General features: G+C 71.1%; 14 protein-coding genes. All 14 read right to left on the bottom strand.

The window, feature by feature from the left end; translation table 11 throughout:
• A partial coding sequence (locus tag AC51EU_RS18785; RefSeq protein WP_496268149.1) for a nitronate monooxygenase occupies positions 1 to 390 on the bottom strand: 390 nt, incomplete at its 3' end.
• On the bottom strand, positions 390 to 1,220 hold the full coding sequence (locus AC51EU_RS18780) for a class-II aminoacyl-tRNA synthetase family protein (RefSeq protein WP_496268148.1): 831 nt from the start codon (positions 1,218 to 1,220) through the stop codon (positions 390 to 392). The genes AC51EU_RS18780 and AC51EU_RS18785, both read right to left, overlap by 1 nt.
• Positions 1,217 to 1,462: an acyl carrier protein gene (locus tag AC51EU_RS18775; RefSeq protein ID WP_496268147.1), complete on the bottom strand. Its 246-nt coding sequence runs from the start codon at positions 1,460 to 1,462 to the stop codon at positions 1,217 to 1,219. Before AC51EU_RS18775 ends, AC51EU_RS18780 begins: the two co-directional genes overlap by 4 nt.
• Positions 1,459 to 2,337 carry a diiron oxygenase gene (locus AC51EU_RS18770; protein WP_496268146.1) on the bottom strand — a complete coding sequence of 293 codons (879 nt, stop codon included), beginning with the start codon at positions 2,335 to 2,337 and terminating at the stop codon, positions 1,459 to 1,461. Before AC51EU_RS18770 ends, AC51EU_RS18775 begins: the two co-directional genes overlap by 4 nt.
• 36 nt (positions 2,338 to 2,373) lie before the next feature.
• Positions 2,374 to 3,351 carry a hypothetical protein gene (locus tag AC51EU_RS18765; protein WP_496268145.1) on the bottom strand — a complete coding sequence of 326 codons (978 nt, stop codon included), beginning with the start codon at positions 3,349 to 3,351 and terminating at the stop codon, positions 2,374 to 2,376.
• Positions 3,352 to 3,722: 371 nt separating this feature from the next.
• Complete coding sequence (locus AC51EU_RS18760; RefSeq protein WP_496268144.1) at positions 3,723 to 4,328, bottom strand: LuxR C-terminal-related transcriptional regulator; 606 nt, start codon at positions 4,326 to 4,328, stop codon at positions 3,723 to 3,725.
• A 370-nt stretch (positions 4,329 to 4,698) separates the two neighbouring features.
• Positions 4,699 to 5,964: an MFS transporter gene (locus AC51EU_RS18755; protein ID WP_496268143.1), complete on the bottom strand. Its 1,266-nt coding sequence runs from the start codon at positions 5,962 to 5,964 to the stop codon at positions 4,699 to 4,701.
• A 584-nt stretch (positions 5,965 to 6,548) separates the two neighbouring features.
• Entirely contained in the window at positions 6,549 to 8,162 is a 1,614-nt protein-coding gene (locus AC51EU_RS18750) for a (2,3-dihydroxybenzoyl)adenylate synthase (protein WP_496268142.1), read from the bottom strand.
• 404 nt (positions 8,163 to 8,566) lie between these two features.
• Positions 8,567 to 9,022 carry a hypothetical protein gene (locus tag AC51EU_RS18745; RefSeq protein WP_496268141.1) on the bottom strand — a complete coding sequence of 152 codons (456 nt, stop codon included), beginning with the start codon at positions 9,020 to 9,022 and terminating at the stop codon, positions 8,567 to 8,569.
• A 1-nt stretch (position 9,023) separates the two neighbouring features.
• Positions 9,024 to 10,607, bottom strand: a complete 1,584-nt coding sequence (locus AC51EU_RS18740; RefSeq protein WP_496268140.1) for an acyl-CoA synthetase — start codon at positions 10,605 to 10,607, stop codon at positions 9,024 to 9,026.
• Positions 10,608 to 10,626: 19 nt separating this feature from the next.
• On the bottom strand, positions 10,627 to 11,463 hold the full coding sequence (gene hcaB, locus AC51EU_RS18735; RefSeq protein WP_496268139.1) for a 3-(cis-5,6-dihydroxycyclohexa-1,3-dien-1-yl)propanoate dehydrogenase: 837 nt from the start codon (positions 11,461 to 11,463) through the stop codon (positions 10,627 to 10,629).
• A complete protein-coding gene (locus AC51EU_RS18730; protein ID WP_496268138.1) occupies positions 11,460 to 12,320 on the bottom strand; it encodes an alpha/beta fold hydrolase in 861 nt (286 codons plus the stop codon). Before AC51EU_RS18730 ends, hcaB begins: the two co-directional genes overlap by 4 nt.
• Positions 12,321 to 12,394: 74 nt before the next feature.
• Positions 12,395 to 12,967, bottom strand: coding sequence for a 3-phenylpropionate/cinnamic acid dioxygenase subunit beta (locus AC51EU_RS18725; RefSeq protein WP_496268137.1), 573 nt, complete (start codon positions 12,965 to 12,967; stop codon positions 12,395 to 12,397).
• 60 nt (positions 12,968 to 13,027) lie between these two features.
• Positions 13,028 to 13,817: FAD-dependent oxidoreductase (locus tag AC51EU_RS18720; RefSeq protein ID WP_496268136.1), on the bottom strand; the 790-nt coding region annotated here is incomplete at its 5' end.

Below are 13,817 nucleotides of genomic sequence, written 5' to 3'. Positions count from 1 at the left end.
GCGCTCCCCGTCCTCGACGGTGCCGACCTGGATCACCAGGCGCCGGCCGGCCGCGGCGGTCCGCGCGCAGACCGCGTCGTCGGGCAGGCCGAAGAAGGACAGGTACACGCGCCCGGGGGTCTCGTCGAGCACCTGGCCCACCTGGCGGTCGAGGTCGTCCGGCCCGACGACCTCCGGGATGAGGTTGACGCCGACGGGCCGGTCGGTGCCGGCCGTGAGGCGGCCGAGCAGGGCCGACAGGGGGGCGTCCAGGAGCTTGTAGCCGCCGGCGCAGCCTCCCGCGCCGGCGTCGGACACGGCGCACGCCAGTTCCGCGCCCGCCACGCCGCCCATGCCCGACTGGAGCAGGCCGACGTCCAGGCCGAGCGTCGCCGCCGTCGTCGCGCGCATCAGCCCAGGTCCTCGACCGCGGCCACCGCGGCCGCGGTGCTGCCGAACCGGTCGGTCAGGGCGTGCACCCAGCGTTCGAGGCCGAAGGCGAGGCAGCTGGTGTGCGCCGTGGTGTCGCCGGCCCGGATGGCGCAGCGCTCGCCGAAGAAGTTCCGGTGGTAGTTGACGGAGCCGATCGCCAGGCCGTTGACGACGAACTCCTCCTTCACGGGGAACACCCGCTGCATCATCGCCTTGCTGCCGTTCTTGTCGAAGAACGGGTCGGTGGCGACCTCCAGCCGGAGGTCCAGGCCGAGTTCGGCGCACAGGGTCGTCACGGCGTCCTTGGCGCGGACGAGGTGGTCCTTCGCCGCGTCCTCCGGTCCGACGCAGACGATCTCCCGCATGGAGAAGCCGAGGAGCCGTTGCAGGCCCTGGTAGTGGTCCTCGTTGCGGAAGCAGGTGCCGACCGTGGTGCGCATCGTCCCCTCGGGCGGCAGTACCGCGCCCTCCATGTGGAGGTAGAGCGCGTAGCACGCGGCGGAGGGCAGTGCGAACGCGGTCGGTTCCATCGCCTTGGTGGGGATGCGGTCGAGCGGGCGGGGCGCCTCGGTCAGCAGGGCGCCCAGGCGCCCGGGGTCGAGCCGGGTCGCCGCGAGGCCCAGGTGGGGGAAGTTGTCGTAGTAGTCGAAGGTGTCGAGGTCCTCGCAGCGCAGCAGGAACGGGAACCGGAACTCCGGTGCGTCCCAGCGTGCGGCGAGGCGCAGGAACACCGCGTCGATCGCCCTCAGCAGCCGCAGCTGGCCGTCGTCGAGAACTCCCAGACCGTTGTCGGTCGCTGTGGTCGTCATGCCGCTTCCTTCGTGAAGAATCGCGCTTCCAGCGCCTTGAGGGTGCGGAAGTCGTCCAGGTCCACGTCCTCCGGGTCGATGGGTTCGCCGGTCAGCTCCTCCAGCAGGAAGATGAACTCGACGAAGGCGAGGGAGTTGATGGCCCGGCTGTCGATCAGGTCCAGGTCGTCGGGCAGCTGGTCGAGCTTGGGGTTGCGGCCCAGGATGAAGGCCCGGACGGCCTGGAGGGGGTCGGTCGTCACTTGATCAGCTCCCTGCCGGCGCCGGCCTTGGTGAGGAACTTCCTGGTGCGCTTCAGCACCTGGTCGTGGGCCGCCGCCCGGGCGGGGTGCTCCAGCGCGCGCCGCCGCAGCGCCAGGGCGTCCGGGATGCCCGCGTCGCGGTAGGCGGCGGGGTTGTAGAGCGTCCCGATGCTGTACTGGAGGTAGTCCTCCAGGTATGCGGCGACCACCGGTACCTCGTCCGGGTCGCGCTCGGCGACCTGGCCCAGGAGATGGGTGAAGACCATCCGGCCGAAGGCGACATGGCGGCTCTCGTCCTGGTGGTGCACCCGGTTGATCTCGCGGGCGATGGGCGGCAGCGTGGGGTCGGTCGCCATGTGCGCGTTGTAGTGGTCGACGATCTCCTCGAAGATGAGGATCCGTGCGAACACGATGAGTTCGCGGGCGACCTTCGACAGATGGTCCACGGAACCGGCCTTCAGCGTCGGCTGCGCGGGATACAGCTTGCCGGCGTAGCGCAGACAGAACTGCGCGAAGAACCACATGTGCTCGTTCTCCTCACCGATGAAGTGGTGGAGGAATTCCGAGACGTCCGCATAGGTGCGTTCGTGGATGCGCATCACGACTTCGCTCATCAGCTCGCGGATGCCGTGGATGTTGAGGCTGAAGAAATTGATGGCCTCGTACTTGGTGAGTGCGATCTGCTGTTCGCGGGTCAGCTCGTCCCACATCGGCGTGCCGGCCAGGGTGGTCAGGCTCTCGCTCATCCACGGCAGGCCGGGGTCGATGGTGTCGGGCCAGTCGAACATCGTGTACGGGTTGTAGTAGCCGGATGCCGCCAGCTTCTCCAACCGGTCCAGTTCGAGTACGACCGGTTGGATTTCGCGTACTGCCACTTTCACTCGCCCTTCCCAACAGTATGGTTCGAGGGTTCAGCTTCGGCGTGCCGACCGGATGTCCGTGCGAACCTGGACCGGCAGCGGTGAACCACATTCGTGACGGACGAAGGACGCGTTACCGGAGGCGGTGGACGGGATCACCTTGTTGTAGACCGACCCGAGGCACAGTTCCTGGAATTCCCCGGTGTTCGCCGGCAGCCGCGCGGCCAGCTGTGCCTTGGCGATGTCGACGGTCCTGAGCGCGCCGTCGTCGTCCTCGACCTCGACACAGGCGTGCGGCAGGTCGAGGGCGCCCCCGAGGACGCCGCAGAACCAGCCGCGTTTCGCCTCGGCCCGGTAGCCGGCCGCGCGGAAACGCTCGGCCAGGAACAGGCTCGCCGCGATGCAGCTCGTCGCGCCGAGGGAGTGGACCAGCTCGTGGTCGGCCTGCATCGGTACGGGGATCATCTGCCAGCGGTACCCGGCGTCCAGGTACGCGCCGACGAGCCGTCGCAGCTCCGGTGAGACCAGTGCCGTGCGGGCGCCGGTCGTGGTGACCGTCGCCGCGTACCGGGCCGATCCCGCGCTCGCCGCCGGTGTCGTCACGTCGGTGAGGTCTCCGCCGAACCGGACGACGTCGGGCCCCTCGAAGTGCCATGGCGCGGCCCCGGCGCAGTCGCCGCATTCCATCGTGACCCGGAAGTCCCAGGACTTCGTCCGCAGGAGGTCGTCGACCGGTCGGCCGGCGAACCGGAAGAGCATACGGAACGCGAGTTCCGGCTGCGTCGTGGTTCTGCGGGAATACATGCCGAGGTTGTACAGGTCGTTCATGTCGAAGTGGCGTACTCCGTCACGGTCCTCGAAGGGCAGCCCCGCGCCGACAAGGGTGTCGATGTCCGCCGGCGCGCAGCCGAGCATTTCCCGCGCCACGGATTCCGGCCGGGTCCTGCTGGCGTACTCGGCGGGAATGAACTCGATGGAATCCGCCACCTTCTCCCACGGCGTGGGTGCGACTGCGGTGCTCTGCGACATGACCCATGTCCCCCGAATGAAATGCACACACCGATGAACGGCGCATGCCACAACGAATGATCCGTCAGCCCTCTACCGGCATCCCGGGAAGCGCTACGGACATTAACAGCCGCAGATCACTTCACGACAGATTCACTTCACATTCGTCCCCGTGCGTTTTGCACGGACGGACCGGGAAAGCCAAAGGCCGGGCAGGGTTCAAGGACCCTGCCCGGCCGAGAGGAAAACCGGTGCCGGCCTCCCGGCGTATGCCGGGCCCGGCCGAAATGCGATGCATCGCGATAACGCCCCGTCATTTCCGGGGGCGGGGAAGGACGGCGGACGCGCATACCGGTCCGCGGCCGTTGTCCATCACGCCGGCCGCCGGATATTCAGATCCAGTGCGCGTTCCGGGCGATACGGAGCGCGTCGATGCGGTTGCGTGCGCCGAGTTTCACCACCATGGACGAGACGTGGTTGCGCACGGTCCCTTCGGACAGGCACAGCCGTGCCGCGATCTCGACCACCGTGTCACCACGGGAGAGGTGCTCCAGTACGGACAGCTGCCGTGCGGTCAGCGGGCAGTCCTCGTTGACGAGTGCCGCGACCGTCATCTCCGCGTCGAAGACCCGCTCGCCCTGGTGCACCAGATGAATGGCCTCGAAGAGGCGGCGAGGGGGATCGCTGCGCCGCACCATGCCGTCGATCCCGCCGGTGAAGGCTCTGCGGACCACGGAGCGGGGGCACGCGGTGGCGAGCAACAGCGTCCGGCACGCCGGAAGGGTGGCGATCTTCTCGGCCATCTCGACGGTTTCCCCGTCCCTGCCGCCGAAACTGACGATCACCACGTCGGGCTGTTGCAACTCGGCGAACTCCAGCGCGGCGAGATGACCGCCCACCGATCCGGTAACCCTGATCTCCTCGCGCTGCTCAAGTAATGCCGTGAGCGCGCTTCTGGACAAATGCAGGTCGTCGAGAACCAATACATCGATGCCCACCCGGGTCCTCCATCTACTGGGACCCCGCACTCTAGCATACGTGTACGAAAACTAAGCCTTCCCGGTCGCGTTTTTTCTGGTCACCCGTCACTCCTCTCCGTTTCCCCCAAACCACTCCCTGCAATGCGTTACTCGATTACACAGGCCCGGACATCAATTCCGCCGAGAAGCTACAGGATTCACCAGCGGGATACCCGGAGGGGGAATCGGCGACGAAAAGGAATCTCTCCTTCCGGCGTTCCCGCGACTCCCGCGATTCCCTCGGGGCCGCGCTTCTCCCCGTACGAAGCCTGGCCCGGTGCCGTCCGCACCGCCGCCACCGAGGAAGCGTCGGTGCGACGTGCGCCGGGCCAGGTCCCACGGGACTCCCCTACCGCACGCGCGGCGGTTCGGCCTCCTCCGCGGCCGGGGCCTCGGCCGGCGCCTGCGGCGTCTGGCGCACTCCCCGGTGGGTGAACGTGAAGACGACCAGGGCCGCCAGCATCACCGTGCCGAAGAAGTACGGGACCGTGTGGCCGATCTCGTAGAGGCCGTTGCCCACCAGCGGGCCGATCATGAAGGTGAAGGCGACGGCCGCGTTGACCAGCCCGGCGACGCTCGCCTGCTCCTCCCGGGTGGCCAGCAGGCTCGGCGCGGACATGATCCCGGGCATACCGAACCCGAGGCCGGTCCCGAGCAGGGCGACACCCACACCGATCAGGAGTCCGGTCGGGGCGACGGCCACGACGAGCATGCCGAGGGTCATCAGGATCGCGCCCACCCGCAGGAAGCGGAGCGAGGGCCAGCCCAGGCGTGGAACGGCCACGACCTGGACGATGACGATCATCCCGGCACCGGCCAGGGTGACCATGCCGGTCACCGTCCCAGTTTCGTTCGTCCCGAGGTGCAGCCTGTCCTGGAGGAGGAAGCCGACCGTCATCAGGACGATGGTCATCGCGAGGTACAGGCAGAAACCGATGGTGAGGAAGGGCCACATGCGGCGGTCGAACGGGCTGACCTTCGTCGCCTTCGGACGCTCCTGCCGGACCTGAGGCTTCGGCACGCTGATCGCGACCAGGACGGCGATCGCGGCCAGGATGGCCGGCGCCACATACATGGGGGGCAGCAGTCCGGCGATGCTCAGCAGTCCGCCGATGGCGGGGCCGACGGCCAGGCCGAGGCCCTGCGCCGCGCTGAAGATGGACATACCCCGGACGCGTTCGGCCTCACCGGTGGTCATGTCGGCCACATAGGACTGCGCGGTGACCGGCGTCGCGGCCCAGGCGAGGCCGAACACGACGCCACGGCTGAGGATGACCAGCACATACGCCACCGACACCGGGAGCCCGCCGGTCAGCCCGATCTGCGCGATGACCGCGAACGCCAGCAGGCCGATCGTCGCGCCCACGAGCGAGATGAGCAGGACGGTGCGGTGGCCCCAGGCCATGGCGCGCCTGCCCCAGAACGAACCGGCCAGCACCACCCCGGACGCGCCGACGAACATCACGAGCCCCAGCGCCAATTCGCTGAATCCGAGTTCGCGCGCGAGGGGGGCGAGGATGGGGTTCACCATCTGCTGTCCGGTCATCAGACCGAACACGGCCAGGCATACCAGCAGAATCGCCCGCTGGTTGGCAAGCTTCGGACTAGCGCTCATGACGGGCTCCGTTCTCGGCACCGCCCGCGGGCGCACGTCGGGGGTCGGCACATAACGAGACGACCGGCGGGTGACCGGTCGCGTTCCCCGAAGGGGATTCGGTGCGGCTGGTCCGCGTGTTCACCTCCGAGTCCCGTGGCCCGGCGACCGGTTCCGCAATGCTCATGGCGTGGGTACCCCCTAAGGGCAGCGTCGGGATTTGGCGTCATGCTACCGACGCGCGAGCACTTTGTCTACGCGTATACTTACTGTGCGCGCCACCCCGACTCCGCTGTTTTCCTTACGGAGTTCGCCCTCAAGTTCCGGGAACACGGCAATCCGTTCCACGGGCCTGGCGGAGGGGAAAAAGAACCGGCGGCCGGCGGGCAAAGCGGAGCCGTTCCCCGCGGGCCATTGCGCGCGGACGTTCCCGGTGAACCGGACCGCGTGCGTGACGTCGGCAGCGGGTCCCGAAGGCAATACCGGTGAGGCTCCAACCCGCCAGAGCGACCTGCCGGACCGGAGCCTCTTCCCGCGGACCGGGCGTCGTCACGCCTCCGCGCCGTACCGCCGCGCCACCGGGCGCTCCGTCCCCGCCCCGGTGTTCACGACGCGTAACCGGACTCCTGGAGACGGGACTTGAGCGTCCGCTTGTCGGTCTTGCCGACGGCGGTCAGCGGCATCTCGTCGAGCACCACCAGCCGGTCCGGCAGTTTGTACGGCGCGATCCCCCGGTCCCTGAGACCGGCCTGCACCTCACGCAGGGTCGGCGGCCGCCGCTCGTCCTGCGGCACCACGCACGCGCAGGTCTGCTCCCCCATGTGGGGATGCGGCAGGCCGATCAGCGCGGCGGAGGCGATGCGCGGGTCGGCGAGCAGATGCTCCTCGACCTCCTGGGCCGGTACCTTCTCCCCGCCCCGGTTGACCACGTCGTTGACGCGTCCCACCACTTCGAGGTAGCCCGCCGCCGTCCGCCGGACCACGTCGCCGGTGCGGTAGTACCCCTCGTCGGTGAACTGCGTACGGTTGCGTTCCTCGGCCCGGTAGTAGCCGCGCACCGTGTACGGGCCGCGGGTGAACAGCTCGCCCTCCTCCCCCGGCGCGGCGTCCCCGCCGTCCTCGCGGATCACCCGTATCTCGTCACCGGCGGCCAGCGGGCGTCCCTGCGTATGGAGGACCACGCTCTCCGGGTCGTCCAGCCGCGTGTAGTTGAGCAGGCCCTCCGCCATTCCGTACACCTGTTGCAGGGTGCAGCCCAGGGTCCTGGGCACCTCGCGCGCGGTGGCCGGGCCGAGCCGGGCCCCGCCGACCTGGAGGAGTGCGAGGGACCCCAGATCGTGTTCGGTCCATCCGGCGGCGTCGAGCCACAGCGGCACCAGCGGGGGCACCAGCGAGGTGACCGTCACCCCGGCGCTCTCGATGAGGGGGAAGCACGATTCGGGGGTCGGCGCGGGGGCCAGTACCGCGGTGCCGCCCAGCCGCAGCGTCCCCAGCACCCCGGGGCAGGCCAGGGCGAAGTTGTGTCCCATGGGCAGCGCGCACAGATAGCGGGTGCCGGCCGTGAAGCCGCACAGCCGTGCGCTCTGGCGCAGTTGGTAGGTGTAGTCGGCGTGGGTGCGCGGGATCAGCTTCGGCGGCCCGGAGGTGCCCCCGGAGAGCAGGAACAGCGCCACGTCCTCGGCGTCCGGTGCCGGGAGGTCCACCGGGTCCGCGTCCACCTCCGCCAGGGCGGTGAAGGGTCCCGGGTCGCCGGCCACGAGGACGTGCCGCAGGCAGCCGGTGCCCTCCAAGACCTCCTTGGCGATGGTGCGGTAGTCGCAGTCGAGCCCCTGGTCCGCGCAGACGTACGCCACCGCTTCCGAGGCGTTCACCAGGTGCGTGATCTCCGAGGTCCGGTGCGCGGGCAGCGCGAACACCGGCAGGGCCCCCAGCCGGAAGAGGGCGGTGCACAGCACGACCATCTCCACGTCGTTGGGAAGTTGCACCACGACACGGTCGCGGGCGCCGATTCCGATGCCGCGCAGGCCGGCGGCGAGGCGGTCGGCCGCCCGGTTCAGCTCGCCGTAGGTGAGGGTGCGGGTGTCCGTGACCACCGCCACCCTGTTCCCGGCGCCCGGGAGGGACAGGGGCAGGCTGCCGAGAACCTCGTCGTTCCAGTACCCCTTGGCCCTGTAGTCACGGGAAAATGACTCAGGCCATGGCACGCAGCCGTCAAGCATGGATCATCCCAACTCTCGGATTCTGGAAGGGACGCCGCGCGGACGCGGCGGCAGGAACCCGGACGGGCCGCCGAAGGGATCGGCCGGCGGCCCCGGGCGCCGAGGACCCGCCTCCGTGAACGGCGGGACGCTCTCCGGGAGCGGGCTTCGCCGCGGCCGGGGAGACACCGCGGGCGCCGTGGCCGGCGGATCCCGCTCCATGCTCCTCGCAGCGCATACCGCCGTGCCCCCGTTCCCGCGTACCGATCACCAGGTCCTCGGCACAGCAGCTTCGCAGAGGGATCTGGCCGGTTTCTGGATGCGTTCTCGGGAAGCGGCGGCCGGCGCCGCGCCGTTCCGTCATCGGGCCAGGGCCGCGCGCCCGGTCGGCCGCGTGACGAAGGGCCGCGCCTCGACGCCCCCCCTCAGCTGCCGGGCACCCGGTCGAGGTCCGGGTCGAACCGGGTCGCCCAGGCCGGTTCCCAGGTCAGCAGGGTGTGTTCGCCGGTGTCGAGGTCGATGTCGACGACGTGGCGGAAGCCCGCGGACTCGGCCGCGGTGACGCGCGGCCGGTCGTCGGCGGGGGCCGCGAAGACGAGGCGGCGGCACCGCGGGTCCGTCGTCCCGAGGGCGCCGGCCAGTGCCGCCAGGAGGTCCGGGAGGGCGTTTTCGGCGCAGGTGCCCACCCGGACCTCCAGGTCGCGCAGCCCCACGGGGTAGGCGTCGCGCAGCCGGCCGGCCGCGCAGCGCTCCACCCGGACCTCGGCGCTGCCCGGCGCGCCGGTCACCCGCAGCTCCTGGGCGTGGCGGGTGCGGTGCCGGGTCTCGGTCCGCCAGCCCGGCGCGAGGTGGACGTCGGGCAGCGGAGGTACGGGGATCACGTCACTCCTCCTCGGCGGCGAGGTGCCGGACGGCGGGTTTGTCGAGCTTGCCCGAGCCGTTGCGGGGCACGACGTCGACGAGCTTGAGGCGGCGGGGCAGCTTGTACCGGGCCACGTGGCGGGCCGCGTGGTCGCGCACGTCGTCGAGGGTGATCCGGGTGCCCTCGGCGACCGAGATCACGGCGACGACGGTCTCGCCCCACTTCGGGTCGGGGAAGCCGACGACGGCGGCGTCCAGGACGCCCGGCATGGTGGCGAGGGCCTGCTCGACCTCGGCGGGGTACACGTTCTCCCCACCGCTGATGATCATGTCCTTGAGGCGGTCGACGACGTAGAGGAAGCCGTCCTCGTCGAAGCAGCCGATGTCCCCGGAGTGGAACCAGCCCTCCGCGTCGAACGCCTCCGCGGTCGCCCCGGGGTCGTTCCAGTAGCCGGCGGCCACGTTCGGGCCGCGGACGACGATCTCGCCCCGGGTGCCCGCGGGGACGGGCCGCTTGGTGACGACGTCCACCACACGGACCTCGGTGTGGGGCATGGGGATGCCGGCCGAGCCGGTCTTGTCGAGGGTGCGTTCCGCCGGGAGGTGGGTGGCGAACGGGGCGGTCTCGGTCAGCCCCCACGCCTGCTGGAGCAGGACGCCCCCCTCGGCGTACTGCCGCACCAGCGAGGGCGGGACGGGGGCGCCCGCGACCACGACCGCCCGCAGGTGGCCGAGGTCCCGGGCGAAGAAGCCGGGGACGCGGGCCAGGGCGGTGAACATCTGCGGCACGCCGAACAGGGAGTTGATCCTCAGCCGTGCCAGGTCGTCCGCGCACTGCTCGGGGTCGAAGGCGCGGCGCACCACCACGGTGCCGCCCCGGGTGAGGGCGCGCAGTGCGAAGCTGTTGAGCGCCCCGATGTGGAACAGGGGTGCCGCGGCGTAGGTGGTGTCGCCGCGCCGGGTGTCGAGGCGGAGTTCGACGTTGACGGAGTTCCACCAGGCGTTGCCGTGGGTCAGGACGACGCCCTTGGGCGCCCCGGTGGTGCCGGAGGTGAACATCAGGACGGCCGGGTCGTCGGCCTGCCGGGCCACGGCGGCGGGGGCGGGTGCGGCCGCGGTGAGGAGGGACGACCAGCACTCCCAGCCCTGCGCGGGGGCGGCCGGGATCTCGGGGTCGTCGTCGACGAGCAGGAAGCGGCGCAGGGCGGTCCGGTCGCGGACGCGGTCCACGGCCGCCCGGTGGCCCTCCTCGCAGACGAGGGCCGTGGCGCCACTGCTCTCCAGGACCTGGGCGAGTTCGGGGTCGGCGAAGCGGAAGTTCACCGGGACGAACAGCGCGCCGACGCGGAAGGCGGCGAGCAGGGTGACGAAGAAGGCGGCGCTGTTCAGCCCGAGGTAGGCGACGCGGTCGCCGTCCCGGACGCCGCCGTCGGTCAGGACGCCGGCCAGGCGGGCGGCCTTGTCGTCGAGCTGCCGGTAGGTCAGGTCGCCTCCCGGGTAGTCGACGACGACGGCGTCGGCGTGGTAGCGGGCGTTGCGGGCGACGGCCGTGGCGGCGTTCAGGTCGACCGCGGCGCCGGAGTTGTGCGGGTGGGGCGTGGTCACGGTGGGCTCCTCGGTGAGCTCAGAGGTGGTCGCCGCCTGCGGCGGTGGCGAAGCCACGGACGCCGATCCCGCCGTCGACGGAGATCGCGTGGCCCGTGATGGGGCCGCTCTGGTCGCGTGCGGCCAGGAGGACGTACGGTCCCGTGAAGTCGCGCGGGTCGGTGCTGGAGTCGTGCAGCGGAATGGGCGGCGGCGGGGCGCCGGGCCCCTTCTTCGCGAACGACGCCGACAGGGAGCGCTCCGACAGGTCGAGGGACTCCGGGCCGCGCAGGTCCGTGTTCATGCCTCCGCAGGCGACGCCGTTGACGCGGACCTTGGGGGCCAGTTCGTAGGCCAGTTCGCGCATCAGGCCGAGGCAGGCGTGCTTGCTGGCGGTGTAGAGGGGGCCGCCGCCGTTGACGTGGAAGGAGGCGTTGGACAGCGTCATGACGATGCTGCCGCGGCTCTTGACCAGTTCGGGCCAGGCCGCCTGGGCCGCGAGGAGGTAGCCCTTGACGTTGACGGAGAACACCTCGTCGAAGGCGCTGTCGAGGGCGTCCGCGGTCAGGCGGGTGAGCTGGCGCTGGTAGTCCCACACGCCCGCGTTGGCGACGAGGGTGTCGAGCTTGCCGAAGCGGTCGACGGTCGCGGCGACGGCCGCGTGCAGCGCCTCGGCGTCGCGCACGTCGGCGGCGACCGTGTGGAAACGCTCGGGCGCCCCGGAGGCGTGGGCGACCTCGTCGAGGCGTGCCTTGTCGCGGCCGAGGACGGTGACACACGCTCCCTCCGCGACGAAGCGTTCGGCGACGGCGCGTCCGATGCCGGAGCCGCCTCCGGTGATCAGTGCCGCGTATCCGTCCAGCCAGCCGCGGCTCATGCCGCCTCCTCGGTGAGGAAGCCGGTGACCAGCCGCTCGAACTCCCGCTGTCGTTCGAGCTGCACCCAGTGGCCGCAGCGGCCGAAGACGTGGAGCTGGACGTCGCGTATCTGCTTGAGCATGAGCTGGGCGCCGTCGAGGGTGATGGTGCGGTCGTCGCGGCCCCACAGCAGCAGGGTCGGCGCGGTGATCCGGTGCAGGTCGCGCCAGAGCGGGTCCATGCCGCCGCGCCGGGCGAACGCGGCGTTGTAGCGGTGGTAGAAGGCGATGTGGCTCTCGTCGAGGGAGGACTCGTAGCGGGCCTTGACGACGTCGGCGCCGAACTGCTTGTGGTCGAAGACCATGGTGCGGATGAACGCGCCCATCTTCTTCTCGCTGGGGCCGGTGCCGTTGTAGTAGCGGAACATCTCCTTCTGACCCTCGGTCGGGGTCGGGCCGAAGGGCAGCCAGCCGCCGCCGGGGGCCATCAGCACCAGGCGGGTGACGCGGTCGGGGCGCTGCTGGGCCATGGCGAGGGCGGCGGCGCCGCCGAGGCTGTTGCCGAGGAGGTGGAAGGTCCGCACGCCGAGGGAGTCCAGTGCCTGGAAGAGGGCGTCGGTGGTGATCTCGGTGATGGACCGCTGGTCGAGGTCCTCCTCGGTGGGGCGGTAGCTGTCGCCGAAGCCGGGCTGGTCCGGCAGCAGGACGCGGAAGTGGCGGGCGAGTTCGGGGAGGTTCTGGTGGTAGTTGCTGACACCGGAGGCGCCGGGGCCGCCGCCGTGCAGCATGACGAGCACGGGGCCCTGCCCGGTCTCGGCGACGGCGATCTCGCCGAGGGAGGTCGTCACACGGTGGTGCTTGAGGGGGAGGTCGGTCACAGGAGTTCCCGTCGGCAGTGGGTGGCAGGAGGGTGGTGCGGGCGCCGTCCGCGTGCGGGGGCGGGGCGGACGGTCTAGAAGAAGGTGGAGATGTTCTTCGCCTGGAGGATGTTCTGGTCCAGGAGGATGGTGCGGCGGGCGACCCGCAGTCCGTCGGGGGTGCGGCGCAGGACGTCGGTGCGGCCGCCGGCGAAGAGGTTCTCCTCGCGTTCCAGGCGGTTGCGGTGGACGAGGAAGGCGGAGCGCACCTGGAGGTCGTCCTCGGTGAAGTCCGGGTCCTGTGCCGGGTCCATGTGGCGGACCAGGACGTTGGTCACCAGGTGGCGGGTGCGGGACGGCGGGTCCTCGGCCCAGGCCATGCCGGAGTCGAAGCGGCGCACGCGCCAGGCGAGGCTCTCCTTGGTCTCGTCGTAGTAGGCGGCCTCGCCGCGCGCGGCGACGGAGAGTGCCTGCTGGCGGCGGAGCCGGTTGGTGCGGGTCGGCATCCAGTAGTCGAGGTCGTCGGCGAGCAGGTCGAGCCAGTCGGTGAAGCGGCCGGCGTCGAGGAGGTCGGCCTCCTCGTAGTAGAACTGCTCGACCTCGAAGTGGGTGTCGCGGTCGGCCCGTGCTCCCGCGCGGGACCGGGCGGGTTCGGTGCTCGTGCTCACGGGGTCATTCGATCCCTTCTGCGCATGCTGTCGGTAGGTGCTGTTCCGCCCTGCGGGACGTCAGCCGCGCAGCAGGGCGCGCAGGTTGACGGAGGGGTCCGCCAGGCGGTCGGGGTCGGCGGGGGTACGGCGGTCGATCATCCGGCGGGCGGCCCGTACGGCGGCGGAGTCGTCGACGGCGGCCGCGGCGACGACGTGCCCGTCGTCCAGGCCGAACACCGCGAAGGCCGGGTCGTCGAAGGAGCCCCTGGTCACGGTCCGGGTCGCGGACGCCATGCGGCCGACGGCCTCGATGTGGTGGCCGTGCCGGTCGGTCCAGAACCAGGGCGCCGTGGCGGCGGGCGGCGGGGTGCCGATGACGGTGGCGGCGGCGCGGGCGCCGTCGGCCTCCGCGGCCTCCCAGTGTTCGGTGCGGGGCAGCAGTGTGCCGTCGGGCCGGCGGGTCCGCGCCGGGTCGCCCACGGCGAGGACGGCGGGGTGGGAGGTCACCTGGCCGGTGTCGACCACGATGCCGCGGTCGGTCTCCAGTCCGGCCTGTTCGGCGAGCGCGGTGTGCGGCACCATGCCGACGCCCAGCAGGACGGCGTCATAGGTCCGTGCCGGGCTCCCGTCGGCGAGGCGCGCCTCGATCCCGGCGCCGCCGCGGTCGGTGAACGCCTCCACGACGGTCCGCAGTGTCCTGACGCCGTGCCGGGTGTGCAGGTCGTGCACCCAGGTGGCGAGGTCGTGGCCGAGGGCGGCGGTGAGCGGGACGGCCACGGGGTCGACGAGGGTGACGTCGCAGCCCAGGCGCAGGGCGGTGGAGGCGGTCTCGGCGCCGATGAGGCCGGCGCCGACGACCAGGAGGCGG

This window comes from Candidatus Streptomyces philanthi (assembly GCF_059553635.1).
This window is presented reverse-complemented; position numbering and strand designations above follow the sequence as displayed.